Source organism: Sporolactobacillus terrae (assembly GCF_019930545.1).
Classification (GTDB): domain Bacteria; phylum Bacillota; class Bacilli; order Bacillales; family Sporolactobacillaceae; genus Sporolactobacillus; species Sporolactobacillus terrae.
Genome location: NZ_CP082837.1, coordinates 2,012,565 through 2,039,059 on the forward strand (window position 1 = coordinate 2,012,565; position 26,495 = coordinate 2,039,059).

Here is a 26,495-nt window from a genome sequence, read left to right on the forward strand (position 1 = left end):
TCTGCCTCCTCGCAGTGCTGTAATCCTTATTGGGATCACAACTTTAGTCTGCACACACGCGGGCATTAATATGAGGCACTTTGGCAAATGCTAAATAGTGGTGAAGGGATGCCGCTTATTTAATCAGCGTCTCAAGAATCCGGTCTGTTCCTCGATTAATCCGGTCAAAGACTTCGTCAAAACAGCCGGTATAGTACGGATCAGGAACATCCGGCTCTGGCTGATCATTTAGATAGGTCATAAAGCGGCGAATCTTCGCTTTATGATTAGTATTAGCCGCCAAACGGTGCAAATCCTGCTCATTTTGACGATCCATTGCAATGATCAAGTCAAAGGTTTGAAAATCGTCTGTCGAGATCTGTCGCGCGCGAATCTGATGATAGGGGATTGCCGCTTTTTTCAGCTCGCGCTGCGTCCCCTGATGCGGCGGCTCGCCGACATGCCAGTTCCCGGTCCCTGCTGAATCCACCGTGACTTTTTGAGCAAGATCTGTTGCTGCAATCTTAGCGCGCATCACGGCCTCAGCCATTGGTGATCGGCAAATATTGCCCAAACATACAAAAAGCAGACGCATTCGTTTTCGCTCCTTATTGTGTCTCCTTATATCATATCAGTTAAGCCAAGAAACGCCAAAGATTAAACCGCTGTCACTTATGCTACAATGAGAAAGGATCTAGAAAGAGGGTAAAAGAATGAACACGCTCAGTCAACAATGGGAACTCGACTCAATTTTTGCAGGCGGATCCGGATCAAAGCGTTTTCAGATATTTTTGAATGAACTGGAACAAGCGATCCAAGCCGTACGGAAACAATTAGAAGCGCAAAAAACGCCGTTTACACGTCAGGATGTCCAACCCTTTACCACACTGGTTGAACGCTATGAATCGTTATGCAAACATTTTAACGAAGCGGCGGCGTTCATTGAATGTTTGACCGCGCAAAACATTAAAGACCAAGCGGCAGCACAAGCAAACAATCGCATGCACAGCCTTGGCGCAGAACTCGATGCAGTGAACAGCTTATTTGAAACGGTATTAAGGCAAATTGCCGATGATGAGTTTCAGACCCTTATAAACGCACCTCAGCTTCGCGCCATTTCCTTTTCACTGAACGAAAAGCGGACGTTGTCCCATAAGAAACTCGAAGCGAATCAAGAACAACTGATCAGCGCATTGGCTGTTGACGGCTACCACGCTTGGGAAGATCTGTACTACCAGTTAATCGGTAAAATGGAGATCACCGTTGTGCATCATGGTAAAAAGGAACCAATGTCGGTCAGCCAAGCAAACAATCTGCTCAATGATGCTGATCGCAGTGTACGTCAGGCCGCCTTTCAGGCGCTGGAGTCCGCATGGTCGGATAGCGCCGACCTGTTTGCCGCCGCATTGAACCACATCGCTGGATTTCGAATCGCTGAATACCAAGCGCGCGGCTGGGATGATGTCCTTGATGAACCCTTGGACTATAATCGCATATCGAAGCAAACCCTGAACACGATGTGGGAAACGGTTACAGCCTATAAGCCAAAGCTCAGCGCATTTTTGAAACGGAAAGCGGCATTGCTGCATTTAAACAAGCTTAGTTGGTATGATATTGATGCGCCGCTTCAAACAAGCAGCGAGAAAATCAGCTATGAAGAAGCGGCATCCTTTATCGTGAAGCATTTCGCTTCATTTAATCCCAACATGGCGTCCTTTGCGAGAAACGCATTGGAAAACCGTTGGATTGAAGCGGAGAACCGGCCGAACAAACGTCCCGGCGGATTCTGTACCAGTTTTCCACTCTCCGGACAGTCCCGTATTTTCATGACATTCAACGGCAGCACATCCAACCGGTCAACGCTTGCCCACGAGCTGGGCCATGCCTACCATCAATCGCTGATGAATGATCTGCCTTACCTATCTCAAGACTATGCGATGAATGTTGCCGAAACAGCCTCAACATTTTCCGAGATGATTGTCAGCGACGCAGGTCAAGCCGCGGCCAAGACCAAGCAAGAACGGATCGCCTTTCTGTCCGATAAACTTGGGCGTAGCATCGCCTTGCTGATGAACATTCATGCACGCCTTTTGTTTGAAACACGTTTTTATGAAGCACGCAAAGCCGGTTCCGTCAGCGTTGATCGCTTGAATCAACTGATGACTGAAGCGCAGCGCGAAGCCTTTTGCAACCAGCTGGACACATACCATCCGACATTTTGGGCGTCTAAGCTGCACTTCTACATCACAAACTGGCCATTTTACAATTTTCCATATACGTTCGGCTATTTATTCAGCACAGGCATCTACGTCCAGGCACTTCAGGAAGGACCGGCATTTGCCAAAAAATACGATGCCCTGCTGCGCGATACCGGCCGTATGACGACCGAAACCCTTGCCAAACGTCATCTTGGCGCCGACCTAACAAAGCCAAAATTCTGGAGTACAGCCCTTGACTACATCATACGTGATGTCGATGAATTTTTGGCGCTGACCTCCAGTAACAATTGAGGGTTTCGCTTTAACTTTTACGGGTTTCGTTGATCCGTGTCTTCATGGTTTTGCATCAACGCTTTTGATGCTCAGCCAAGGCACCATTTTATGTCGAATGTGTAAAATCATGGTTTCGCTTTAAATTCGGGTTTTCGCTTAACTTTTGCGTTTTGTGATGATCGTTTTCATGCTGTCACCCTCGCTGGCTGGCAGCATGTATTATTTTGCAGCTTTTTCAGTGTTAGCCATGTCTCAAAATGGATCGTTGGATGGACCAATGCTCGGGTAGCGGTTTGCTGTTTCTTCGCCGGTAAATTTACATTAATCATGTCCATTTCCCCATCCGCTTTCAATTCAGTTATAATGGTCTATATATTTGGACGTAATGAGAGAGGAGCTGGAACTTTTGACAGTTAATAAAGAAAATCTCGTTCGGCGGATCAAGGTCGCCGCGCATAACGAACCGGCGGATCTCGTCATTAAAAATGGAAAAGTGATCGATGTGTTCAGCGGTCAATTGTTGGAAACGGACGTGGCGATTGCAGACGGCATGATCGTCGGACTCGGCGATTACGCGGCAAATGAAATCCTTGACGCGCAAGGCTGTTACATCTGCCCGGCATTGATTGACGCGCATGTCCATATTGAATCATCACTGCTGACGCCAGGCGCTTTCTCCGATGTTCTAGCGGCACGCGGCGTGACGGCAGCAATTACCGATCCTCATGAAATCGCAAACGTTCTCGGTGCGGACGGGATTCGCTTTATGCTCGAGCGCGCGAAAGAAAGCAGCATTGATCTATATGTCATGCTGCCTTCGTCAGTACCGGCAACTGCATTTGAACATAACGGTGCGACGCTTGAAGCGAACGATTTGGAGCCCTTATTTAACCATACACAGGTCCTTGGTCTTGCAGAAGTCATGGATTTTCCAGCTGTGTTAAATGCTGAACCGGAAATGGTGGATAAACTGGCCATGACCTTAAAACACAGCTGGCGCATCGATGGTCATGCTGCCGGACTGGATGCACAAGGAGTGAATATATACAAGGCTGCCGGCATTCGTACCGATCACGAATGTGTCTCAATCGATGAAGCAAAAGATCGGCTCGCACGCGGCATGTATGTGATGATCCGCCAAGGCACAGTCGCCAAAGATCTGCCGCAGCTCATTTCTCTAGTGAATGAAACCAATAGTCGCCGATTCCTGTTCTGTACTGATGACAAGTATCCGGACGACCTCATCTCTGAAGGCAGTGTCGATCATAATGTACGCATGGCGATCAAAAGCGGCTTGGATCCGATTACCTGCATCAAAATGGCATCGCTCAATCCAGCCGAGTGCTACGGATTTAGGGAAAAAGGTGCAGTTGCGCCCGGTTATGAAGCCAATTTTCTATTGCTTGATGATTTGGAACAATTTTCCATATCAAAGGTCTATGCGCATGGCAAGCGGATTGCTGAAAACGGTCAATCGGTTCACCATCATACCCATTCAGCAATAAAACCGCAGGCTCACCCACTGAAATGGCCGGCACTTGCTGCAGATGTGCTGGCTGTTCCGCTTGGTCCGTCACATAAAGCACATGTGATTGGCATTATTCCCAACAGTCTCGTCACCCGTAATCTTGTTGAGCAAGTTCCGGAGCAGAATGATCATTTTGTTTACTCCCCCAATCGTGATTATGTAAAAATGGCTGTCATCGAGCGCCATAAAGGATTGGGGACAGTTGGAACGGCGATTGTCAAAGGCTTCGGCATAAAATCCGGTGCAATCGCAACAACCATTGCCCATGATTCCCACAACCTCGTTGTTGCTGGTTGCAGTGATTCCGATATGATCGCCGCAGCCGAACATTTGAAAGCAATTGATGGGGGCATGGTTGTTGTTAACGATGGCAACGTTCTTGCTGAACTTGCGCTGCCGATTGCCGGACTCATGACCGATTCGCCGGCGGCGGAAGCAGCTTCTGCATTAAAAGAATTAAATGAAGCCGCGATTTCGCTCGGTGCTTCAGATTCATTCAATCCATTTTTGACACTCTCATTCTTAAGCCTGCCGGTCATTCCCGACCTGAAGCTGACCGATACCGGGTTGTTTGATGTTCGTGCATTTCAGCACATCTCTGTGCCCATTGATTGAGGAGGTTTATTCTTGACTGCTTTGCCTGAAACGTTTATAAAAAAAATGACTGCGCTTATGGGCAAAGATGAAGCCCGCGCATTTTTTGCGACATACGACCAAGATCGAGCCCTGGGCCTGAGGGTCAATCCATTAAAGATCAAGCCGCAACAGCTTCGCGCGCGGAGTGGTTTTCATCTGCAGCCCATCCCGTTCTGTTCCAATGGCTTTTACTATCAAGAAGAGGATGCGCCGGGCAAGCACCCGTACCATCAAGCGGGGCTCTATTACATTCAAGAGCCAAGTGCAATGTTTGTTGCCGATACATTAGCGCCGCAGCCTGATGAACGCGTTCTCGATCTTTGCGCCGCACCAGGGGGAAAATCAACACAATTAGCCGCCCGGATGGCGAACAGCGGCTTGTTGATTGCCAATGAGCCTTACTCGAAAAGGGCCAAAGCGCTCTCTGAAAACATTGAACGAATGGGGATCACCAACGCAGTCGTCACGAACGAAATGCCTGAACGATTAGCCGATTATTTCCCGGGCTATTTTGACAAAGTTCTCGTTGACGCACCATGCTCCGGTGAAGGCATGTTTCGCAAGGATCCGGAAGCTGCAACCTATTGGAGTCCTGCGCATGTCGCAGAATGTGCTGCGCTGCAGGAACACATTTTAGAGCATGCCTACATGATGCTTCGTGCTGAAGGAACGCTCGTGTACTCCACCTGTACCTTTGCGCCCGAAGAAGATGAACGCATGATCCACGTTTTATTGAAAAAACATCCCGACCTTGAGCTTTTGCCGATTGAAAAATATGCGGGTGTGTCGGATGGCCGTCCACAATGGGCGGATGATGATCAAACATTAACAAAAACCGCACGACTCTGGCCGCATTTGCTGCGCGGGGAAGGCCATTTTGTGGCAAAGCTGCGCAAACACGGTTCCGCATCATCGCGAAAGCAAAAAAAAGCAGTACCGGCTAAAGAAAATACATTAAATGATTATCGCACATTCGAAGCACAAACCCTGCGCGAGAAGTTAGCGGGTACCTTCGATTGGATCGGCCATCAACTTTTCCTTCTTCCGACCGCTTGTCCCGACTTAGGCAAGTTAAAAGTGATTCGGACAGGGCTGCATCTTGGCGAACAAAAAAAGAATCGTTTCGAACCGAACCATGCCTTGGCCTTGGCGCTGCGTTCGGATCAGTTTCAAAATCGCTATGCATTGTCGGCTACTGATCAACTGTGGAACAGCTATTTGCGCGGAGAGACCTTACCGCTTACGCGTACACTCAAAGGATGGACCGTTGTTACGATCGATGGCTATCCGCTAGGCTGGGGCAAAGCTGCCAGTGGCCAGTTAAAAAACAGTTATCCCAAAGGATTGCGACGCAGAGGCCTTAAATAAAGGAGGAGACAGACATGTCGCTATTGAAAAAAGGAGACGCCGTCGGACTGATTTCCTGTTCGGACGGCCTTCGCCAAGAAGATGCAATCCAGCTGCAAATGATCAGGCAGCAACTGATCAGCCTCGGTTTAACACCTATCGAAGCGAAAACGATTTTTCGACAAAACGGATCACCCTTTAGTGGTTCAGCGAAAGCACGTGCTTCAGAATTGATGCGCCTTTACCAATCGAATAAAATCAAAGCTATTTTCGACATCTCCGGCGGTGACAGTGCCAATCAAATCCTGCCCGATCTTGATTTTGAGATAATTCGTCGCGCAGCGATTCCCTTCGTCGGCATCAGCGATCTGTCGGTCATCAATAATGCCGTCTACGCATGCACCGATCAGCCCGCGTACCATTACCGGATTAAAAACTTAGCTGGAGCTTTTGCTGACCAGCAAAAAGGCGTGTTCCAAAAATCCTTTATGAGCGCCCATTCATTTTCAGATATTCCGCTGCACTGGCTGCGTGGTCATTCAATGAACGGTATCGTGATCGGCGGCAATATCCGCTGCTTTTTAAAGCTGGCGGGTACGCACTATTTTCCAAATCCAACCGATAAAATTCTGTTTTTGGAAGCTTTAGGCGGCGGTCCGGCACGGATGGCTTCTTTACTCGCACAGCTGGATCAGTTATCGGTATTTAAGCAATGCAGCGGCATCCTGCTTGGCACCTTCTCAGAAATGCAAGCCAAACCGTACACCCCGTTGATTGAGACGCTCGTCCTTGAAATTACCGATCGCTATCATTTGCCAGTGGCAAAAACCGAACAACTTGGTCATGGCGAAGATGCTCGCTGTCTGCCAATCGGTTTACCGCTTACACTGTAATTTTGAGAAAAACCGGGCAAAAAAAAGCCCGGTTTTTACTTCCGCAAGATGCGGTGACTTTCGCGTTGATACAGGACGTATGCGTACTTAGCGAAAGATTCCTTACACTTAGCAAAAGTTCCTTTGCTCCAAATACCGTTTTGAATCATCAACCTTGTGCGCGAACAGACATTTCTGTTTCATAATCATTTGGATCCTTTTTTACACCCAATGCAAGCGCTTACCCTATAAGTGAATAACCCCCTTGCTTTTTACACTTATCGCAGCATGATTTTTTCGTGGTTGAAGCTGCACTGCGGCGAATGTTTCCTTTTTTCAAAAATTGCATTAAACTATAACTATATATGTAAACGGTTTATCTAAAATCATCGGTTTGATTCAATTGAGGAGTGCGTGTTCATGACTTTGTTGCATCAGCAAATTACTTTCTGCAATTTTGACGGAACTTATACACAGCAGCAGAAGCTGCTTACTCGGCTACCGCATCGTTGGATTGATTTTTCACAGCTGCGCGGTACCCATTTATATTGCTCACCCGAGGCTTTTGCTTCGATCTGCGAACAAATGAACAAGATTCCCGATTGCGGGCTGACCTTCTGGGGCAGCGGAAATTATCATTACGCCACATTGGCACAACTTAGAAAGATTCAGCATCCCTTCACGCTTGTTTTATTCGACCATCATACCGACCTGCAGGAAGGAAGCATCGGCTCACTGCTTTCATGCGGTTCATGGGTACGGCATGCATTGTCTGAACTCACCCATTTGAAAAAAGTGATGATCATCGGTCCCGAGCCGGTACGTTCACGGGATGTCTCTCTTTCTGAACGCCATCTTGTCACCATTTTTCCGGAACGGGGTTTGCCTTCTGCGCATCGGCTCGCTGCACTGATTCCAACAGAAGCGATTTATATCAGTGTTGATAAAGATCTTTTATCCGAACGCGATGCGAAAACCAATTGGAGCCAAGGGACGCTGCCGATCAAAACACTAGTGCATTTGCTCGATCAGCTGATTGAATGCAAACAAATCGAAGGGCTTGATGTATGCGGCGAGTGGCCGGTACGCCCGCATCAGCGCTATAATCAGCAAATGTGCTCATGGATTCATCGGAACGAACGCAGCAATTGGGCAATTGCACAAGCCTTTATCCGGCATCAAGCGTTGCGAAAGCCTGTGCCGGTGTATCCTGTCACGGATTCGTCCAAACATGTGATGTAGGCGGTTGATCCAAAAAAGAACCGTTTTTCCCTACACAAACAAACCCGCGTATATTCCGTAAGGTCGGAATATACGCGGGTTCTTCATCGCCACAAAGCAGTTAGGCTAATACGTTCAGGCTTTCCCGGTTAAACGCCGGGATATCGTCAGGCGTACGGCTTGTCACAAGATTATGGCAGACAACAACTTCTTCATCTTTATAGTTAGCGCCGGCATTTTTCAAATCAACGGCAATCGATTTGTATCCGGTAATGTTGCGGTCTTTCACAGCGTCAGCTGTAATCAGCAGCTGCGGACCATGGCAAATCGCAAAAACCGCTTTATCGTCATCCATAAATGCCTTGGTGAACGCCACAAAGCGGTCATCATCACGAAGGTTGTCCGGTGAATAGCCGCCGGCAATCAGCAGCGCATCAAAGTCGCTTGGCTTTACGTCATCAATTGAAGCATCCGCTGTAACCTTTGCGCCATGTTTTCCGTGTATTGTCGCCCCTTTTGTTTTTCCAATTACAGTCACCGTGTGCCCAGCTTCTTTGTACGCCTTTGCTGGTTCGGTAAATTCAACGTCCTCGAAATCATCAGCAAGTACTGCAGCAATCTTTTTTGTCATGTAAAATCCTCCTTACCTTTTTCTTCAAATACCTTTTCCGCACCACAGGTCATTTATACAGCTGGAAAAGTTTTTCTTCACCTTTTATTATAGAAACGATCGAAAAGCAGCTGCAACAAATCTGCTTGCTTAGTACTTGCGGTACGCGTACGGCGACTTCGGCTTCTGCACCTGATGCCATGCATTCACCTTCAACACTGGAATCGTTTGTTTAAACGGTGAATAATACGTTTCAGACAATGTTCCTTGCGCGCGAATCCATGTATCATCCTTATACGTGACAGCATGTGGAAATTGAACCATCAATCCGAACACACCAGCATCGGCAATACAGTGGATAATGCCAAATCGGAACAGAAACAGCTGATTCTTTTGCAACGCATCGCCATGATAGACAAATCCCATTATCGAAATATGCTTATTGGTAAAATTACCTGGATAATTGTAGATCGCCTCAAGCGCGCGCAAATAATTATCATCATTCAGATCCAGCTGATTCAGCTGACTGTACTTCTCCATATCCTGCCGCAGCATCTTTTTATACGTGCTGCTCTCATAATATTGACTCGTGTCCGGTTTCAGAATCTGATGATTGGCATATTGATCCTTGTCATTGTCAATTTCAGCAAAGTGAAAACCTTTTGCACGGACAATGTTCGAGTCCAAGGTTGCAACCGGCAGGAACAAACCCGTTAAAATGGGGAAAATAACAAGCACATAAGTGACCGTTTTTTTCCACCATGTGTTGTTCTCATGACTGTGGTCATGACCGAAAAGCGCTTTTTCCGAGGTATGATGCTGCTTGCTGCCTTCCATGTTCCACTTCACCAGTTGATAGACCGCCATGAATCCGATAATGAAAATCATTAAAAAAGACAGATACCCATAGCGCATATTGATGTATTTACTGATGTCGCCAGTTAAATGCAAGTGAAGGAAAAGATAGGCAAAACCAAAGAGTATCAGAAAACGAATCATAACCATCCTCCTGAAATCAGCAAGGCGCCGACAAAAACGCAGACAAAGATGCAGCCAATCAGTGCGGCGACGAACTTCTTTTTAAACGTGGAAAGCATCATGATCAGATTCTTAATGTCCACCATTGCACCAAAGACCAGAAATGCGGTCAGCGGTCCCGGCGGAAACATACTGCGAAATGATGAAGCGACAAATGCGTCTGCCTCGGAACAAAGTGACATGATAAACGCCAGCACCATCATAATCAGAATCGCAGTCACCGGCGTATTGGCAAACGACAGCAGTACACTCTGCTTAATATAGGTCTGCATCGCGGCAGCAATCAACGCGCCGAAAACAAGATACTTGCCCACCGAAAAGAACTCATCAACGGCATGATCCATCGTTCCTTTAAAGCGATCGAAAAAGGTAATGCGGCGCGCCGGCTGATTCGCTTCATGATGATGATAGTGGCTAACCTTCTTGTCCACATAGTCGCGGAGCTGATCTTCCGGGAACAAATAGGAGACAAGCAGACCAACGGCAATCGATACTGCAAATGCAAGTCCGGCGCGATAGAAGACCATTTGCCAACTGCTTCCGAAAGCAATATAGGTTGCAAACAGGACGACTGGATTGATAATCGGGCCGGCCAACATAAAGGCAATTGCTGCCTGCAGCGGCACCTTTTTCCGCACCAGCCGCTCGGTAATTGGTACAATACCGCATTCGCATGCCGGGAACAGCGAGCCCATACACGTCCCGAACACAACCGAACCGAAGCGGTTTTTCGGAATAATGCGTGCAAGCAGCGCTTCGGAAACAAACATTTGGATGATTGCCGAAATAAAAACACCAATAATAATGAAAGGAACCGCTTCAATAATAATGCTGATAAAAATCGTATTTAACTGCAAAAATGAATCCGTGAACACACGATCACTCCGATCACATTCCCATTGATAGAATAACTATTCGATAAAGTGGGGGCTAACACGACACATGCTTCAAGACCTCTTAAAGTCTACCACCACATTTTGGATCTGACAAAACACAGAGGCGCGCGAATCACGAAAAAATCATTGACTAAAAAAAATTCAAGAAAACACTTGAGATTGACGTAACGTTAAGGCGTAGTATAAACCCTGTCAGGAGGCATTCTTAAATGAACTATACAATTAAACAACTGAGCGATTTAGCCGGCGTTAGTACCCGTACACTGCGCTATTACGATCAAATTGATCTGCTGAAACCGGAGCGAATCAATCCATCCGGCTATCGGGTGTACGGGCCGAAACAAGTTGATCTGCTGCAGCAGATTCTCTTTTATCGCGAACTCGCGTTCAGTCTGAAAGAGATTCGTTCACTCTTGAAGTCGCCGAACTTTAATCTCAGAGATGCTCTCACTGATCATCACAAGAAACTGATTGCGAAGAAACAGCATCTGGAACAGCTGATCCGAACGGTTGAACAGACGCTTGCCGCACAAAAAGGAGCGATGCAGATGACCGATCAAGAAAAGTTTGAAGCGTTCAAGAAAGAAAAGTTAGCAGAAAATGAGCGTCAATATGGTAAAGAAATTCGTGAAAACTATGGTAAGAAGACGATTGAAAAAGCGAATAAACAATTTGCTGGTTTAAGCCAGACAGACTATGAAAAAACACAAGCGATTGAAAAAGAAATGTTCGAGAACTTGCGCGCAGCGATGCAGCTTAACGACCCAGCCAGCACGGCTGCGCAAAAGGCCGCAGCGCTTCATCGGCAGTGGCTGTTCTTTTTCTGGCCAGAGGGAACCTATTCAAAAGAAGCGCATGCAGGGCTCGCACAAATGTATGTGGATGATCCGCGTTTCACCAGTTATTACGACACCCGTCTTGCAAACGGAGCTGCAAAAATGCTGCGCGATGCAGTGAACATCTACACGCAACAAAACTAAAAAAGAGGCTTGGACACTCTAACGAGAGCCAAGCCTCTTTTTGCATTAGGGGTTAATCGGAGAAATCTTGAGTAAAGAATGCCCAACCGTCTGAGCTGCCATTCTTCTGACCATAAATGACACCAACACCAATGTATTTATAGTCAGGTTTTAAAATATTGGCACGATGCTCCGGCGAATTCATCCAGCCATCCATGGTCGCCTGTGCACTCCAAATCTGATCCCATCCGAATGTTGCTAAATCGCCTTTGGCATAGGCAACATTCTGTCCGGCAACCGTTGTCCGCGAAAAATTCATCATGCCATGGCTCATCGCACCGTTCGCGAATTGCCCTGAGCTCCACTGACGTGCAGCATTCGTCAATTCCGCTTTCACTTGCAAGCTGCCGAGGCCATTCTGCGTGCGCACTTGATTGACGAGACCTACAATCTGCTGTTCAACCGATGGGTTATCTTGTGCTGATGCAGGTTGCGCTTGAGGCTGGGGGTGAGGTTGAGCAGCAACAGGTTTTGCGGCCGCTGCTGCCTGGCTTGCAACTGGAGTAGGCTTGCTTTGCTGATGAACCGCGTGATGCGCTTGTTTTGCATTTGTCTTTTTTGGTTGATCGACCGTTTTCTTATTTATTCGTTTCGCTGTTTTTCTTGCAGCGCTCTGCTTCGGAGCGGTTTTCTTTTTCACTGTTTTCTTTGCAGCTTTTGGCGTTGCTTTCTTCTTTGCCACTTTTTTCACAGCCTTCGTTTTTTTCGCTGCTTTTTTTGTGGTTGCTTTCTTGGTTGCTTTCTTTGCAGGATCAGTCTTTTTTTCTGCTTTAGGCGACTGCTTCGTTTGCAGATGTGATTTGCTTATTGATGCATGGGCTGATTTTAAAGAAACGATGTCTGCATTTGACGAGATGAAAAAGATAAGAAAAAGGACGAGTAAACCCGATACAGCATACTTAAAAAAACGCATAAAAAAACCTCTCTTCATTTACGTTTGATCATCAAATACGGCAGCCCAGCCATCTTAGCGATTTCTCACCTTAGACCTGAAGCTTTGCGTCACTGCTTTTCAACAGTTTTGCCCTTTAGAAAACAGATGCATTTCTAAAGTATTCAATTGACATGATGCTCTCAAACTCTTTGTTTTTTAATTCAATCGGGTGTGTACGCGGACGCATCACGCTTTGTTTTCAATTTGCTGTTGCATTTTTTTACTGAGCGAACGCAACACGAGCGAATAGCTTTGATCAAGCATGCTTTTTAGAAGTTCCTCCGACACATCGGCATCCAAGTATAAGGAATTCCAGTGCGTTTTGTTCATGTAGTAGCCAGGAACAATCGCATCGTATTCCTCTCGAAGACGCGCGCCGAACTCAGGAAGCAGCTTCACCGTTATGATCGGCTGCCCGTTTTTATCTCCGCCACGCATGGCAAACATTTTGCCGCCGATCATCGCGCGCGTCGCTTGCCATTCCTGCTTATAGTCTTGTTTGGCCCCTTTTTTCCCTAGACAATAAGCATCAATCCAATCCGTTCTCATCGCGCGCCTCCGCTAGAAAATTTGTCCCTCATCATAAGTTATCGGCAATCTGCGTTATTTTTTCACACCATCAGGGCGCCAAGCAGATGATTATTCTCTTAATATTCTGGGTGCTATACTTACTGTGAATGAAATTTCGAGGAGGTCCTTTATGTGCAAAAATGGTTTCATGCAGCTAGTATCACTCCACTTCTCCTTCTCGCCGCTTGCGGCGGCGGACAAGCGGCTTCCGACAGCACGAGCTCATCCGCATCCAAGTCGCAGAATACAAAGGTTGTGCAGCAGGATCAATCATCAGGATCGCGTACGAAGGGTTCACAAAAATTTGTCAAGGTTCAGACCTTCACCTTCAAAGATGACGGAACGATTCCCAACAATCCCTATTTTCAAGTGCTGATTTATCCTGGCGCTTTCAAAGGTCGAACGGATCAGATCGTGAACACATTCAAAAAGAATAATTGGGGCAACAACTGGGTGGACGGCGTCTTTCCGTATCACCACTTTCACAGTACCTCGCATGAAGTCCTTGGTGTAATTTCCGGGGAGGCAACACTTAGACTCGGCGGTGAACAAGGGAAAGATTTCAAAGTGAAAGCCGGCGATGTCGTTGTGCTTCCGGCAGGCACTGGTCATAAGCGCCTTTCGGCAAGCAATGATTTTTCAATAGCCGGCGGCTACCCGGATGGGCGCGACTATGATCTGCAAACGAAGGAAAGTCCGCAATATAAAGAAAACATCAGTAAGGTGGGAAAAGCGAAACAGGACCCGGTTTATGGAGAACAAGGGCCGCTGCTGTCCATTTGGAAAAAGCGTTGAGGGTGAACGACCCCCACTTAATGCTTTAGAGCGTTTGAAGAAGTTAAAAGCGAAACTTATGGAAAATACGATCGCGATAGCGTCGAAACACGGATGAGTGCCGCAGAGTTCGTTTCTCCATTAACTGATTAAATTTAAGCCGCTTATAGCGAAGCTCCTGCGTAAGCTTCGCACGTTCTTTTTCGTCCTCACAGCATTTAAGCAGATCGCTAAGCGTCACCATTTCTTTTCTGATCTGCAGCTCTTCAGGCAGCATCCCCGCATTTTTCAGCAATGTATAACCGGCACGCAGTTCTTTAGGCACAGCCGACAGATCTTCAAGAAGCAGCGGCTTTCCTTTGCCGGGAAGATGATCGAAGGCCCCTTGCTTCAAGCCTTCTTGTATTTTTTCTTCGGCCATCGATTCAATAATGCCCATGAGCTTCACTCCTTATTTTCGGCCCTCTTTTCATGGCCTGCTTCTGAGAAAAATAGGGTTAGCGCGTCTTTTGCAGGACCGTCGATCACCTCGCCATTCGCCTTGAAGCGCGAGCCATGGCACGGACAATCCCAAGATTTCTCGCCTTGATTCCAGTTTACTTCGCACCCCAAATGCGGGCAAGTGGTATCAACAACGGTTAATTCACCCTTCCCGTTTCGATAGGCGCCAACGCGCTCCCCATGCAACTCGGCGATGACCGCTTGATCGTTTTGCAGGTGTTCATTCAACGGTGCGGGTCTGCTCAGCTTCCCTTTAATCAGTTGCCCGGCAACCTGCAGATTTTCCGCAAGAAAGCTTGCGAGCATTGGCGTTGCCTCAAATCGGGATGGGCTGAAGAGTGCTTCATAAGGATTTTCGCGTCCAAGTACGAGATCGGTAAGCAGTTGAGCAGCGAGGGTACCCGTTGTCATGCCCCACTTATGAAAACCTGCTGCAACAAGAATATGCGGGCTGTTTTTTGTAATCCGACCGATATAAGGGACTTGATCAAGGGTAGTAAAGTCTTGAGCCGACCAGTGGGCAACAATCTTTGTCTGCCCAAACTGCTGCTTGGCAAAAGAAGCGAGCTGTTCATAGTGATGTTCCATTGATTCGCCGCGGCCGGTTTTATGATTTTCACCGCCAATCAAGAGATAATTCTTTTGATTAAGATGCAGCCCGCGAATCGAACGTTTCGGATTTCCGGCGCTTAGATACATGCCGCCCGGCAGCGCGCGGTCTGTTTCGCAGGCAAGCAGATAGGAGCGCTCGGCGAACATACGTGCAAAATAGAAACGGTGATCGTAAAAAGGAAAGTGAGAACAAATCAGTACATCCCGGCAGTTGATCGTGAAACCTTGCTTTGTCTTCACGCGCCGTTCCTTTTCTGTTTCTTCGATTGTCTCTGCCAACGTCTCTTCAAAAATCGCCACATTCATTTTTACGAGTTCAGCAATCAATTCGTGCAGATACATAAGCGGATGGAACTGTGCCTGACCTGGCATAATCAGTGCATTTTTCACTTTAAAAGGAAGCGCGGCTGAATCCTTTAAGCTGCTGAGTATGCCAAGTCGATCATAGGCCTTCTTCTCCTTCTCAACCGCTTTCGCCTCTTGATCATTTGTCGCGTAAATCAGAGACGGTTGAATCTCAAAATCACAGTGCAGACCATTTTCCTTTATATGGCTGCCAATCCAATGCAGCCCTTCTTTGTTCGCTTGGTAATAGAGTGCTGCATTTTCTTCGCCAAGACTTCGAATGAGATGATCATAGATCAATCCGTGCTGTGCCGAAATTTTTGCTGTGGTGTAACCCGTTGTCCCGCTTGTCAGTTTATTGGCGTCAATCAAGGTTACCGAGACGCCGCGTTTGGCGAGCATATAGGCTGCAGTAATTCCTGTGATGCCCGCACCCACAACCAATACATCGGTTGTGTGATCCTCCTTAAGTGGATTGAAAGTTGGCAAGTGCACCGTATCACGCCAGATTGATAACGTCTCTTCTGAGAAGCTGCTGTTCTGCTGTTCTGTCATTCGGATCATCCATCCTTTATTTGAAGCATTATCCGTACACGTTCATTAATAAAGAGTTTCTCCGCAGATGAGGGAACTATGCACGATAATCCGGTCTTTCGCATAATTTTACAGATCTCATGTCAAGGATTGTTCAATTCCGCAAAACAAACAAGCCCCGAGCAGGACTGCGCCCGCCGGAGCTTGCTTATCCGGAATCAGATCCGGACTCCATTCTCTATTTTTAGCGCAACGCAAAATCGCCGAAACCTGTGCGCACATGGATGACCGGACTGCCATCGCTTTTTTGGTGATCCGGCGATCGATCGATCATCTGCGAACCTTTCTGAATTACCTTGGTGCATGGTCGCTTGGGAATAGCAGTCCGCATTGCTTTCGCGCCATCTCCATCGTTTTCAGAACGCTTCGGCTGAGCGCACGCAATTTTAAATACGCCTCACGATCGCTTTGTTCGATCAAATCAGCGAAATGACGGATTTCAAAAATTTTATCATCAGCCACAAAATGCTCGGCTACAGGCGTTACCTGTTTCTCATGGGCATCGATCCATTCAAGCCGCGCAATTGTCGATGGATTGTTGAATCGGAACGTTCCCTTCTCGCCATGAATTTCCGACGGCGCATCTGAATGCGCGATCTTGGAACAGAGCACGGTGCAGACGAAATCCGGATAGCGGAGCACCAGCGTACCACTGCCGTCGATACCGTTTGTAAGCCTTACCGGTTCGTAAACAGCATCCTGTGGTTCGCCAAATAAAGCAACAGCGACATAGGTCGGATAGATGCCAAGATCTTCTAACGCGCCTCCGGCAAACTGCGGAGAAAAAATATTCGTGATCTTGCCTTGCTTAAATTGATCATAGCGAGAAGAGTACTGAATGAGCTGCAGAACCGCTGAGCGCATTTGTCCGGCGCGTGGCAGTTCTTGCTTCAGTTTCTTAAATACCGGCGTCTGGATGTTACGAATTGCTTCAATTAAATAGACATGCTGTGCATCCGCAATCCGTACCGCTTCATCAAATTCCTTCAGGTTTACAAATATCGGTTTTTCGCAAAGGACATGCTTACCACCTTTAAGCAGCGTGACGACTTGTTCAAAATGAACGCTGTTTGGCGAAGCGCAATACACCACATCGACCGCTTGACTGCCCGCTAATTGCTCCAATGATGAGAAAGACAAATCGGCACCAAAGCGGTTGGCAAATTGCTTTGCTTTTTCCCCCGACCGAGAATAAGCGCCAACATAGTCAAAGCGCCCCGTCTTTTTTATCGCTGCCACAAATTGCTGTGTAATTTTACTCGTTCCTATCGTTGCTAGTCTCATCGGTATCCTCCGCCTTTTTTCATTCATTAACGTTTATTATAACGATCATTCCACGTTCATGACAGCCCTTTCATTACAAAATCTTAAAATATATAAATTTCCCCATAAATAACCTATTCGTGATTGTTTTACAGTATAAGTAATGATGCAGAAGAAACGAAAACACCGTTCGGAGGACGAATTTATGATGTACGCACTTGATAAAGTCAAACAACAACCAATCATTCTTGGGTTGATTTTACTCTATATACTCCCGCCAATTGGAATGGCATGGTTTGTCTGTCGTGCAGTTAAAATGTTGTACGATCAGTTCGCAGCAAAAAAAGCACTGCCTACTGATTTGATCAGCATCTTTCTGGCCATGACTGTCTTGGCTTCTCTCGGGTCTATTTTAATCAGCGGACGTTTTTTTGACTTGCTTTCAACAGCGATGCTGATTGGCTATTTTGGTATTTACTTATTCTTACTGCGCCGTCCTGAACAGCTCCGTTTGAGACAATTTGCATGGATCACGATTTGGGGCGGCGTCTATATTTTCTTTTCAGAAAAACTGCTCGTCTTGATTCCCGATGATTCATTGATCGGTACTGCCGTTTCATTTATGACCGGTCATTTTCTTTTTGGCTACAAAGGGATCCCGAGACTCTACGGCTCGACCTTCAATCCGAACTATGCGTGCTACCTGCTCATCCTGGCGGTTGCCTGCTTGTCGGTGGAGCTGCTCCGTGCCATTCAATTGAAAAAGAAAATGACCATCTTTTTGTCGCTTATGCTCATGCCTCTGCTTGATTTTGCAATCTATGAGACGGGCTCGCGTGCCGGTTTTGTGATCATGATTCTGCTGCATCTGCTGTTTGTTTATAAGCTGAGCAAGCGTCTCTTCGTTCCTGCGGCATTATTTACCGTTGTCGGTGCGAAAGTGCTTTACAATTGGATGCCGCGATCAAGCGGTACGGAAACGTCGATGGCTAAGCGTCTTGAAATTTGGGGAAACAGCTGGCATATTTTCCAGCAGAATCCGTTTTTCGGCGCCACGAACTTTGGTTTTCTCAGGGTTTATTCCGCAAACAACGGTTCAATGATTCCGCATGCTCATGATCTATTTCTTTCGATTCTATCTTCATCAGGTATTTTTTGCGCACTGTTCTTTATCGCGATCCTGTTGATCGGCGGCTATCAGCTCTTTAAAGTGCAAAAAATCAGTATGAATACGAAATCAAACTATTCGGCAACACTGTTCCTGTTTGCGCTGCCGACGATCATTCTGTACGGAATTTTAGACTTTACGCTGTCATCGCCGCAAGTCATGATTATGGTGCTGATTCTTCTTTCGTACTGGACCCGATTTACAGCACAAATGAATCAAATGACGCGCCTGCACCGCACGTTAAGCGAAGCACTGCTTCAACGGCGGACATTGTTTCGAAAACGTCATGCCCATGAACCGGCGACGCTGCAGCCAGCAAAAGATGTCTCTAGCAGGTAACCTTCATAAATGTTATGATAGCGGTAATCTTTGTGAAAAATCGATTTCTACAGTGAAAACGCTGATTGAGAGGATGAGCTACTGTTGGTTGAAAAAGTCGCATTCATTGGTTCCGGCGAACTCGCGGAGTCATTGCTTAAAGGATTTTTAGATAAAAAGTTTATCGCAGCAGATCAGGTATGGATGAACAACCATACCAATAAAGAACGGTTAGCCGATCTTGAAAAAACGTATCATGTGCATACAACTCAGGATAAAGCCCTTGCCCTTAAAAATGCTGACCTGATCATCTTCGCATTCCGACCTGCCGATACAGGAGCAGCGGTCGCGGAAATGAAACCGTTTCTGAACCGCGATCAGCTGATCATTACGTTGATGGTCGGCGTCCCAACTGCATTCATTCAATCGGCAGCCGGCGTCGACCTGCCGATCGTGCGCGCCATGCCGAATACGTCCGCTTCGATTGGCCTTTCAGCAACTGGAATCGCTGCGGGCACATGCGTATCGGACACGCAGCTGAAGCTTGCAAAGCAGTTGTTTGAAACCGTCGGAACCGTCTCGGTTGTCACGGAAAACGACATTGATGTCATCGCAGGGGTCGCAGGAAGCGGTCCTGCTTATCTGTATTACCTCGCTCAGTCAATGCAAGAAGCCGGCGTTCGTGAAGGATTGTCTGAAGCATCCTCTGCTCTTCTCGTACAGCAAACTTTGCTTGGTGCAGCAAACCTTCTGAAGCGATCTGAGAAATCTGCATCTGATCTTTTGAATGCCGTTGCAACACCAGGGGGAACGACACAGGCTGGCATTGATACGCTGGACAATCATTCCGTTCGCGAAGCGGTCAATGCTTGTATTCATCAAGCAATCGTCCGTGCAAAAGAAATGAGCGCACCGTTTTCCAAATGATGATGTGAGATTTGCAAACACGAAAAGTTAAAAATAAACAGCAAGGATAAAATAGTAGGTCAGATTATATGACAAGAATGATTGATCAATGGCAAAACGATGCTATGATGATCTTGCAAGCTTTAACACACCTTCTGTTGCAGTTAACCTTAAGTTAAGATGTTCGATCTTGATTTAGGAAACCATCATTTACTCGTTTTGCGATAAAGTGCCTCTTGGCATTCTATCGCAAATTTTTTTTGCGCGGAGAATTAACCATCTGTTTTGCAGTTCTTTATTGCCTTGTCTTGTTCCGTTATAATGATGAGGACAATCGTTTCACGCTGATCCGAAATGATCTAGAAAATGAAGAGGGGCACCATCATGGGTTTACACTTAAGAAATAAAATAATGCTGAGCTGCATTTGTCTCGTACTAACCATCTCCTTGGTTCCCGTTCCGGTTGAGATAGTCAAGGCGGAGACAAACCAAGACCTCTTTTCGACTTCCTTTGAAAAAAAGGATTCCCAGCCAAGCTGGACAAGCAGCAGCGAACATTCTGAGGATCAAGATCGGCCAATGACAAACGGAATCAAACCCTTAGACGGTCATGGTCGGACCATGACTACTTCTGTAACGCGCGGCCCAAGCAGCTTGTACAACGCCGCAAGCAAAGCTGGCTGGTCAGGCAATCGCGTACTTACCTATTCAGGACAATCAGACCCGGACAAGAAAACGAGCGATGCATGCAACAAACTTTTCAAAGTAAATCTGCCTGTAGCAAAGCATACTCAGCTCTCATACATGGTTGCCCCGCAGCCGACGAAAAAGGACGTCAACGCACAGGCAGCAGCTTATGTCTCGATTGACCTTGCGTTCTCAGACGGCACATACTTGCATCAATTAGATATCAAAGATCAGGATGGGATCCGTATGACTCCAGCCGATCAAGGCAAGTCCGGGACACTGCTCATGAATCAATGGAATCAGAAAACCATCGATCTCGGCAAGGCAGCAAAAGGGAAAACCATTGTCCGCATTCTGATCGCTTACCAAGCCCCAAAAGCGGGCATCACCTTTCAGGGCGCGATTGATGACCTAAGAATTGGTCCACAACAAACATCGGGTGCTGCCAAGAGCCCGGTAGATCAAGTCAATATTCTTCGCGGTACCGCGTCGAGTCGCGCATTTCCCCGTGGAAACACGGCACCGGCGGTCGGCGTTCCAAACGGATTTGTCTACTGGTCTCCTGCCATTAACAGCAGTGCGAAGGAACAGCTCTATCCTTATAACCAGAACAACGATCCTGAAAACTTGCCTGAAATCCAATCCTTCTCATTGAGCCGCTCCGCGAATGATCAAAGCGGAAGTCATCAGACCTTTCAAGTGATGCCGTCCAGTTTTGTCGGTACGCCAAGTGCAAGTCGGATCGGGCGCGGCAAGGCATTTAAACGCACAGATGAAAGCGCGCATCCCTATCGATACAGCGTCACGTTTACCGATGGAATGCGCGCACAGATGGCCGCAACGAGTCACGCTTCGATCATGCGCTATACATTTCCGGGCACGCAGGGAAATCTGATTTTTGATAATCTGGATAAGCATGGCAGCCTGACCCTCCATCCGGAAAGTCAGTCTTTGGAGGGGTACTCCGATATTAAAGATTCTGCGACCGGCAATATGAACCGCATGTTTTTTTACGCAGAACTTGATCGGCCGATCATCTATTCTGGAAAATTGTCTGGTGAGAAACGGGATCAGAGTACTGCATTCTATAAATTCGATACATCAAAAGATAAGTCCGTAACAATGAAAATCGGCACTTCTTTGATCAGTCGAGATCAAGCAAAGAAAAATCTGAATCAGGAGATTGACAAGCGCTCATCACTGAAATCTGTTGCAAATAAAGCCAAACACTTGTGGAACAAACGCTTGGCCAAGGTCACGGTCAATGGCGCGAATCAAGATCAGCTCACGAGCTTGTACTCTAATCTATACCGTATGTACTTATCGCCTAATGACGGATCAGAAAATGTCGGTTCTATAAAAAAGCCCAACTACCGTTATGCAGACCTTAGTGTTCCTGCAAAATCCGAAAACACCACAACAAACACTGGAGCACCCATAAAAAAAGGCAAAGTCTATGTCAACAGTGATTTTGCTTATAGCGCTCAGACCGTTTGGCCAGCTTATACACTGCTTGAACCCAAGCTTACCGGAACCTTCATCAATGGTTTCTTAAAGGTTTATAAGAATGGCGGAACGCTTCGTGCCGATGCTGGACCCGCCTTTGCTGATGCAGTGCTAAAAGGGGCAAAGGGGGTCGATACTGAACTGCTCTATCAAGCAATGCTCTATCAAGCCTCAGCTGCACAGGAAGGGCACGCGCAGACTTTTATCGGTTATAGTCCGTCAAGTCAGAAGGATAGTGTGGGCAAAACACTGACGCAAGCAGAAAGCGATGCCGTCCTTGGAAACCTAGCCGCTTATCTTGCCAATAAGCATCCGAACGTATCGTCTTACGCTGATGATCGCGACTACTACCTAAGCCGTGCGCAAAACTATCTGCATCTTTTCAATCAGTCGCTGATGAACTTTGCACCAAAATCAGAAAATGAGGATACAAAAGCAAATGCTGCAGCCAAAAATTCAAAAAAAACATCTGAGAACTGGTTCCATACCTTCCAAGTGCCTCAAGATGGACAAGGACTGGCAAATTTATTTGGCGGAAAAATCGCTCTGAGCAAAACACTGGATCAATTTTTCACAACCGCGCCTTCAGATCCGGCCATTAAATCTTCTGCTGCTGACCGTCTGTCAAAAAGCGGCCAGCTTGGTATGTTTACTCTGGATCATCCCTTCTCGCCTTCCACAGCGTACATGTACCTGTTTGCCGGAACGCCTTGGGAGACGCAGCGGATCACCCGCTTTATGCTTCGTCATTTCTACACAGGCTCGGCAATTGGCGGAGGTTATCTGGGAACAGACAGTGGCGCCATGCTCTCAGGCTATTACCTTTTTGGCGCTGCCGGTTTCTACCCGCTCCAAAAAGGGAGCGCAAACTATGTGATCGGTGCTCCGTACTTTAAACAGATGATTCTGCATTTAGATAACGGAAACGATTTGATCATAAACGCGCCAAAGGTCAGCAATAAAAATCAATACATACAATCTGCTACTCTAAATGGACGTCCGATTGCTGCCAGCTCACTTTCAGCTGCCGATTTGCAGGCAGGCGGTACCTTGTCCTTTGAAATGGGCGCCCAGCCGTCCAGTTGGGGCACAGCAGCGCATGTGTTGCCGCATGCGCTGACGCCGCAATCAACAAACGGTTCCTCCTTTTATCCGCAGCCGCTTGACGACCTTTCTCAGAAGGCAGTCGTTCGTGCATCGGAGGGAACCGACAATTTGGAAGCGTTGACCGATAACAACGCCGAGACAAACGCCACTTTTGATCGAGAACGACCGTCTGCAAGTTTCCACTTCAAAACGGAGAGTCCACGGATCAAGCAGTACACGTTGACCTCTTCAGGTGCGAGAAATAGCAGCGATCCGAAAAGTTGGACACTTTGGGCGTCGGATGACGGGATTCATTGGGGACAAATTGACCGCCGAACCAATCAAACTTTTGCATGGCGTTCCATGACTCGTTCTTATACAATCAAGAATCCAAAGGCTTATGCCTACTACAAGGTTACAGTCGATCAGAAGAGCAGCACTCATCCGCTCGCGCTCAGCGAATTTCAGCTGCTTGGCTATTCAGGAATAACGAAGGGATTTACGTCCCTTAAGCGTGAACTGGAGCATCAATATGAATTGAAGAATGTGACAGAAGCAGAACGGGATCACTTAATCCGTATACTCGACCAAGCACAATCTGCTTATAAAGACGGCAATCTGTCTGCTTCAATTTCATCAATGCAAGCTGCGGTTCAACAAATGAATGCGTTACTTTACCAAACAAATGCTTCAGAAAAAAGCAGCGGGCTGCTCTTGGCAGATGCCCACGCAATCGTCAATTTACTCTCGGACTGATTGATCAATCCGATCACTAAACAAAAAGGATGTGTCCCCTGATGAAGAATTCGATTACGGTACGACAAGCAGTTGCTGCGGACTTGCCAGCGATTGTCGCTATCTACAACTCAACAATTTCAAGCCGAATGGTGACCGCAGATACCGAGCCGGTTACTATTGAAGAACGGCGTCCATGGTTTACAGAACATCAAACCATTGCCAATCGCCCGCTATGGGCAGCTGAAGATAACGGAACCCTGTGCGGCTGGCTCAGTCTCAGCAACTTTTACGGACGCCCTGCCTATCGAGGAACGGCAGAAATCAGCATCTATCTTGATCAAGCATTTCGCGGCAGAGGCATCGGTTCGTCTTTGCTGCAATATGCCCTCGACCAAGCAAACGATCTGGAGCTCAAAACGATTTTAGCGTTTATTTTTGGACAGAATAAACCAAGTTTGCATCTGTTTAAGCGCTTCGGCTTTGAAGCCTGGGGCACACTGCCGAAAGTGGCTGAACTCGACGGCAATGCATGTGACCTCATCATCATGGGCAAGCGGGTCAATCCCTAAGCGAAGGTGCGCTGAAACAAAACCCAAGAACATCCTTTCGCTTTTTTGTTAAAAAACACCTGAAACAGACCGTTCCGCATCAAAAGAAACCGGCAAACTGCTTTCTTGGCAGTTTGCCGGTTTCACTCATTCTTGTGATTCTTCACCGATAATTTTGACCTCAGTTTCTAAATTAACACCAAACTTCTTCTTCACCGTTTGTTGGACATGCTTAATTAAGCGGATATAATCGGAAGCCGTTCCATGATCGACATTAACCATGAATCCGGCATGCTTCTTTGAGACCTCGACGCCGCCAATCCGTGTTCCTTGCAAACCGCTGTCTTGAATAAGCTTTCCAGCAAAGTAACCGGGCGGACGCTTAAAAACACTGCCGCATGACGGATACTCAAGCGGTTGCTTTAACTCGCGCAACGCGGTGAGCCGATCCATCTCTGCTTTAATTTTTTGGGGATTCCCCTTCTTCAGATGAAAGGTTCCCTCTAATGCAATATAGTTCTTTTTTGAAATGGCACTGTGGCGATAACCCATGTCAAGTTCGTCCCCGCACAGGGTTAGAATCTTACCCTTTGCATCAACAACAACTGCTTGGCGGAGCACATCTGCCGTCTCGCCGCCGTATGCGCCAGCATTCATGTACAATGCGCCGCCAACCGATCCCGGAATACCGCAAGCAAATTCCAGCCCGGTCAGTTCATGTGCAAAGGCAAAACGAGAGACATCAATAATTGAAGCACCACTTTGAGCAGTGATTGACTCACCGGCGCCCGTGATTCGATTCATACGTCCACAATGAATCACCAGACCGCGAATGCCACCGTCACGTACAATGAGATTAGACCCTCTCCCTAGATACGTGACTGGTATCTTTTTTTTATGCGCATAAGCAAGCAGCTGTCCAACTTCTTCATAGGTAGATGGCGTCACAAACAGATCCGCCTTTCCACCTGTATGAGTAAATGTATATGTACTTAAATCTTCATCTATTTTTACTTGTTCTTTTCTCGAGACAATGTCCAACAGATCTTGTTCAACTGTTTTTTTATCCATGGTACGACTCATTCCTTCTTATAGCCATTTTGCCGACTCCTGCTTTATTATTTATGCCATTGCCTGCAAGGTATGTCAACCATGCTCGTTCTTTTTATGAGAAAAGTCGGGCTTCGCCTAGTCCTTTGCCATCAATTTTGTGCGTGTATGACACTTCAGCTGCTCGCTTGCCGCAGGCGTCTCGCGCTTTCGCGCCTGTAACGGACTTATTGATGAAAGGACACGAATCGTCGTCCCACAAGCAAAATCATAAACTTTCTTTACCTGCAAGAAAAGCCGAACTAGAATCATTATGATTCCGTTCGGCTTTGAAATAGCGCTCACCTGGAGTTTTGTTTGTCTGCGTACATGTACTCATCGGCCCGGCTAACCAATTCGCTGATTGTCAGACCATCGTCCGGATAAAAACTGATACCAATGCTGAGTGATACTGCGATCGAATAGCCGTCCTGGATAATCCTTCGCCTTTTATTCGCCTCAATACGCGAAGCGATCTGATAATAGTCATTCATTGTACGAATATCCGGGAGCAGCACAAGAAATTCGTCGCCCCCATAGCGGCAGACAATATCGTGCTTCCGTGTTGACTCTGTCAACAGACTCGCCACCCGGGTCATTACTTTGTCGCCGGTATTATGCCCATATGTGTCATTAATCATTTTAAATTCATTCACATCAACAAACATGAGCCCGAGCATCGTGTTCCTTCGTTTTGCCAAACTTAAATACTTATCAGCAAATTTTTCAAACAAGGCTCGATTTGCGACGCCCGTCAGCCGATCATAATAGGCCAGTTTTTCAATAACCTTCTCCTTCTGCTTCAGTTCAGTATTCAGATGAGACAGTTGACTGACGTAACAGCGCAGTTGATTGATGCGCTTAAACTGACCAGTCACATCGATAAATTCCAGCATCAGAATCAGCTCGTCACCAACCTGAATGCGGTTCATCTTCAGATTGACCTGATGCTGCCCGTTGATCAGATCACGATGCATTGCTGCTGAAAAAAACACCGGATTACCACTTGCCACCAGCTGTTCCATCGCTCGACTAAAGAAGGGCTGCTTCAATGAAGGCAAGACGTCCTCCAACTTCCGTCCGAGTACCTTACTGCTTTTCTCCCCATGGAGATTCTCCATAAAAGGATTCCAATAGGTGATCTCAAGATCCCTTTTAATCAGGACGATCCCTTCATTTATGCAATTAAGAATACCCGGCAGATGTGCATCATTCATT

Annotated in this window: 22 protein-coding genes and 1 riboswitch; of the genes, 11 read left to right on the forward strand and 11 right to left on the reverse strand. The window is 47.0% G+C overall.

The features are described 5' to 3' along the window. Positions 1–115 precede the first annotated feature (115 nt). The gene (locus tag K7399_RS09585) at positions 116–574 is read right to left on the reverse strand and encodes a low molecular weight protein-tyrosine-phosphatase (RefSeq protein WP_028977008.1); all 459 of its coding nucleotides are present in this window, start codon (positions 572–574) and stop codon (positions 116–118) included. A gap of 118 nt (positions 575–692) precedes the next feature. Here K7399_RS09585 and K7399_RS09590 point away from each other — a divergent pair, with 118 nt between their 5' ends. From K7399_RS09590 to K7399_RS09610, 5 genes are all read left to right on the forward strand, one after another. Next, positions 693–2,489 (forward strand): M3 family oligoendopeptidase, encoded by a 1,797-nt coding sequence (locus tag K7399_RS09590; protein ID WP_028977007.1) that lies wholly within the window; start codon positions 693–695, stop codon positions 2,487–2,489. A 367-nt stretch (positions 2,490–2,856) separates the two neighbouring features. Next, complete coding sequence (ade, locus tag K7399_RS09595; protein WP_051577920.1) at positions 2,857–4,614, forward strand: adenine deaminase; 1,758 nt, start codon at positions 2,857–2,859, stop codon at positions 4,612–4,614. A gap of 12 nt (positions 4,615–4,626) precedes the next feature. Then, positions 4,627–6,003 carry an RsmF rRNA methyltransferase first C-terminal domain-containing protein gene (locus tag K7399_RS09600; RefSeq protein ID WP_028977005.1) on the forward strand — a complete coding sequence of 459 codons (1,377 nt, stop codon included), beginning with the start codon at positions 4,627–4,629 and terminating at the stop codon, positions 6,001–6,003. Positions 6,004–6,017: 14 nt separating this feature from the next. Next, positions 6,018–6,875, forward strand: a complete 858-nt coding sequence (locus K7399_RS09605) for an LD-carboxypeptidase (RefSeq protein ID WP_028977004.1) — start codon at positions 6,018–6,020, stop codon at positions 6,873–6,875. Positions 6,876–7,274: 399 nt separating this feature from the next. After that, complete coding sequence (locus K7399_RS09610; protein WP_028977003.1) at positions 7,275–8,096, forward strand: arginase family protein; 822 nt, start codon at positions 7,275–7,277, stop codon at positions 8,094–8,096. 100 nt (positions 8,097–8,196) lie between these two features. Here the strand turns inward: K7399_RS09610 and K7399_RS09615 are convergent, their stop codons facing one another. The 3 genes from K7399_RS09615 to K7399_RS09625 all read right to left on the reverse strand — a co-directional run bounded on the left by K7399_RS09615 (position 8,197) and on the right by K7399_RS09625 (position 10,598). After that, positions 8,197–8,706, reverse strand: coding sequence for a type 1 glutamine amidotransferase domain-containing protein (locus K7399_RS09615; protein ID WP_028977002.1), 510 nt, complete (start codon positions 8,704–8,706; stop codon positions 8,197–8,199). Positions 8,707–8,835: 129 nt separating this feature from the next. After that, positions 8,836–9,684 carry a TIGR03943 family putative permease subunit gene (locus tag K7399_RS09620; RefSeq protein WP_028977001.1) on the reverse strand — a complete coding sequence of 283 codons (849 nt, stop codon included), beginning with the start codon at positions 9,682–9,684 and terminating at the stop codon, positions 8,836–8,838. Then, a complete protein-coding gene (locus K7399_RS09625; protein ID WP_028977000.1) occupies positions 9,681–10,598 on the reverse strand; it encodes a permease in 918 nt (305 codons plus the stop codon). The genes K7399_RS09620 and K7399_RS09625 overlap by 4 nt, the downstream gene beginning before the upstream one ends. A gap of 230 nt (positions 10,599–10,828) precedes the next feature. Between K7399_RS09625 and K7399_RS09630 the strand changes: the two genes are divergently transcribed. Beyond that, a complete protein-coding gene (locus K7399_RS09630) occupies positions 10,829–11,599 on the forward strand; it encodes a MerR family transcriptional regulator (protein WP_028976999.1) in 771 nt (256 codons plus the stop codon). Positions 11,600–11,651: 52 nt separating this feature from the next. On the opposite strand, the gene K7399_RS09635 is transcribed toward K7399_RS09630, so the two are convergent. Continuing rightward, the gene (locus K7399_RS09635; RefSeq protein ID WP_028976998.1) at positions 11,652–12,551 is read right to left on the reverse strand and encodes a CAP domain-containing protein; all 900 of its coding nucleotides are present in this window, start codon (positions 12,549–12,551) and stop codon (positions 11,652–11,654) included. Positions 12,552–12,587: 36 nt separating this feature from the next. Then, positions 12,588–12,674, reverse strand: a riboswitch (cyclic di-GMP riboswitch). An 84-nt stretch (positions 12,675–12,758) separates the two neighbouring features. Next, the gene (locus K7399_RS09640; RefSeq protein ID WP_028976997.1) at positions 12,759–13,121 is read right to left on the reverse strand and encodes an MmcQ/YjbR family DNA-binding protein; all 363 of its coding nucleotides are present in this window, start codon (positions 13,119–13,121) and stop codon (positions 12,759–12,761) included. A gap of 153 nt (positions 13,122–13,274) precedes the next feature. Between K7399_RS09640 and K7399_RS09645 the strand changes: the two genes are divergently transcribed. Beyond that, positions 13,275–13,937: a cupin domain-containing protein gene (locus K7399_RS09645; protein ID WP_028976996.1), complete on the forward strand. Its 663-nt coding sequence runs from the start codon at positions 13,275–13,277 to the stop codon at positions 13,935–13,937. Positions 13,938–13,980: 43 nt separating this feature from the next. On the opposite strand, the gene K7399_RS09650 is transcribed toward K7399_RS09645, so the two are convergent. From K7399_RS09650 to K7399_RS09660, 3 genes are all read right to left on the reverse strand, one after another. After that, complete coding sequence (locus K7399_RS09650) at positions 13,981–14,355, reverse strand: DnaJ family domain-containing protein (RefSeq protein WP_028976995.1); 375 nt, start codon at positions 14,353–14,355, stop codon at positions 13,981–13,983. 5 nt (positions 14,356–14,360) lie between these two features. Beyond that, entirely contained in the window at positions 14,361–15,929 is a 1,569-nt protein-coding gene (locus K7399_RS09655) for an FAD-dependent oxidoreductase (protein ID WP_051577919.1), read from the reverse strand. A gap of 330 nt (positions 15,930–16,259) precedes the next feature. Beyond that, the gene (locus K7399_RS09660; RefSeq protein WP_028976994.1) at positions 16,260–17,252 is read right to left on the reverse strand and encodes a Gfo/Idh/MocA family protein; all 993 of its coding nucleotides are present in this window, start codon (positions 17,250–17,252) and stop codon (positions 16,260–16,262) included. A gap of 184 nt (positions 17,253–17,436) precedes the next feature. Between K7399_RS09660 and K7399_RS09665 the strand changes: the two genes are divergently transcribed. From K7399_RS09665 to K7399_RS09680, 4 genes are all read left to right on the forward strand, one after another. Then, positions 17,437–18,738 carry an O-antigen ligase family protein gene (locus K7399_RS09665; RefSeq protein WP_051577918.1) on the forward strand — a complete coding sequence of 434 codons (1,302 nt, stop codon included), beginning with the start codon at positions 17,437–17,439 and terminating at the stop codon, positions 18,736–18,738. Positions 18,739–18,822: 84 nt separating this feature from the next. Beyond that, entirely contained in the window at positions 18,823–19,644 is an 822-nt protein-coding gene (gene proC, locus K7399_RS09670; RefSeq protein WP_051575207.1) for a pyrroline-5-carboxylate reductase, read from the forward strand. A 363-nt stretch (positions 19,645–20,007) separates the two neighbouring features. After that, the gene (locus K7399_RS09675) at positions 20,008–23,658 is read left to right on the forward strand and encodes a GH92 family glycosyl hydrolase (protein WP_037563372.1); all 3,651 of its coding nucleotides are present in this window, start codon (positions 20,008–20,010) and stop codon (positions 23,656–23,658) included. A gap of 41 nt (positions 23,659–23,699) precedes the next feature. Next, complete coding sequence (locus K7399_RS09680; RefSeq protein ID WP_028976991.1) at positions 23,700–24,209, forward strand: GNAT family N-acetyltransferase; 510 nt, start codon at positions 23,700–23,702, stop codon at positions 24,207–24,209. 126 nt (positions 24,210–24,335) lie between these two features. On the opposite strand, the gene murB is transcribed toward K7399_RS09680, so the two are convergent. Beyond that, on the reverse strand, positions 24,336–25,259 hold the full coding sequence (murB, locus tag K7399_RS09685) for a UDP-N-acetylmuramate dehydrogenase (protein ID WP_028976990.1): 924 nt from the start codon (positions 25,257–25,259) through the stop codon (positions 24,336–24,338). 320 nt (positions 25,260–25,579) lie between these two features. Next, positions 25,580–26,494: a sensor domain-containing diguanylate cyclase gene (locus tag K7399_RS09690; protein WP_028976989.1), complete on the reverse strand. Its 915-nt coding sequence runs from the start codon at positions 26,492–26,494 to the stop codon at positions 25,580–25,582. Position 26,495: the final 1 nt, after the last annotated feature.

Excerpts from the sequence above, each read along its gene's own strand:
- K7399_RS09585 (WP_028977008.1), bottom strand. The coding sequence starts at position 574 with ATGCGTCTGCTTTTTGTATGTTTGGGCAATATTTGCCGATCACCAATG.
- K7399_RS09590 (WP_028977007.1), top strand. The coding sequence starts at position 693 with ATGAACACGCTCAGTCAACAATGGGAACTCGACTCAATTTTTGCAGGC.
- ade (WP_051577920.1), top strand. The coding sequence starts at position 2,857 with ATGAGAGAGGAGCTGGAACTTTTGACAGTTAATAAAGAAAATCTCGTT.
- K7399_RS09605 (WP_028977004.1), top strand. The coding sequence starts at position 6,018 with ATGTCGCTATTGAAAAAAGGAGACGCCGTCGGACTGATTTCCTGTTCG.
- K7399_RS09610 (WP_028977003.1), top strand. The coding sequence starts at position 7,275 with ATGACTTTGTTGCATCAGCAAATTACTTTCTGCAATTTTGACGGAACT.
- K7399_RS09615 (WP_028977002.1), bottom strand. The coding sequence starts at position 8,706 with ATGACAAAAAAGATTGCTGCAGTACTTGCTGATGATTTCGAGGACGTT.
- K7399_RS09620 (WP_028977001.1), bottom strand. The coding sequence starts at position 9,684 with ATGATTCGTTTTCTGATACTCTTTGGTTTTGCCTATCTTTTCCTTCAC.
- K7399_RS09630 (WP_028976999.1), top strand. The coding sequence starts at position 10,829 with ATGAACTATACAATTAAACAACTGAGCGATTTAGCCGGCGTTAGTACC.
- K7399_RS09635 (WP_028976998.1), bottom strand. The coding sequence starts at position 12,551 with ATGCGTTTTTTTAAGTATGCTGTATCGGGTTTACTCGTCCTTTTTCTT.
- K7399_RS09640 (WP_028976997.1), bottom strand. The coding sequence starts at position 13,121 with ATGAGAACGGATTGGATTGATGCTTATTGTCTAGGGAAAAAAGGGGCC.
- K7399_RS09650 (WP_028976995.1), bottom strand. The coding sequence starts at position 14,355 with ATGGGCATTATTGAATCGATGGCCGAAGAAAAAATACAAGAAGGCTTG.
- K7399_RS09655 (WP_051577919.1), bottom strand. The coding sequence starts at position 15,929 with ATGACAGAACAGCAGAACAGCAGCTTCTCAGAAGAGACGTTATCAATC.
- K7399_RS09660 (WP_028976994.1), bottom strand. The coding sequence starts at position 17,252 with ATGAGACTAGCAACGATAGGAACGAGTAAAATTACACAGCAATTTGTG.
- K7399_RS09665 (WP_051577918.1), top strand. The coding sequence starts at position 17,437 with ATGATGTACGCACTTGATAAAGTCAAACAACAACCAATCATTCTTGGG.
- K7399_RS09675 (WP_037563372.1), top strand. The coding sequence starts at position 20,008 with ATGGGTTTACACTTAAGAAATAAAATAATGCTGAGCTGCATTTGTCTC.
- K7399_RS09680 (WP_028976991.1), top strand. The coding sequence starts at position 23,700 with ATGAAGAATTCGATTACGGTACGACAAGCAGTTGCTGCGGACTTGCCA.
- murB (WP_028976990.1), bottom strand. The coding sequence starts at position 25,259 with ATGGATAAAAAAACAGTTGAACAAGATCTGTTGGACATTGTCTCGAGA.
- K7399_RS09690 (WP_028976989.1), bottom strand. The coding sequence starts at position 26,494 with ATGAATGATGCACATCTGCCGGGTATTCTTAATTGCATAAATGAAGGG.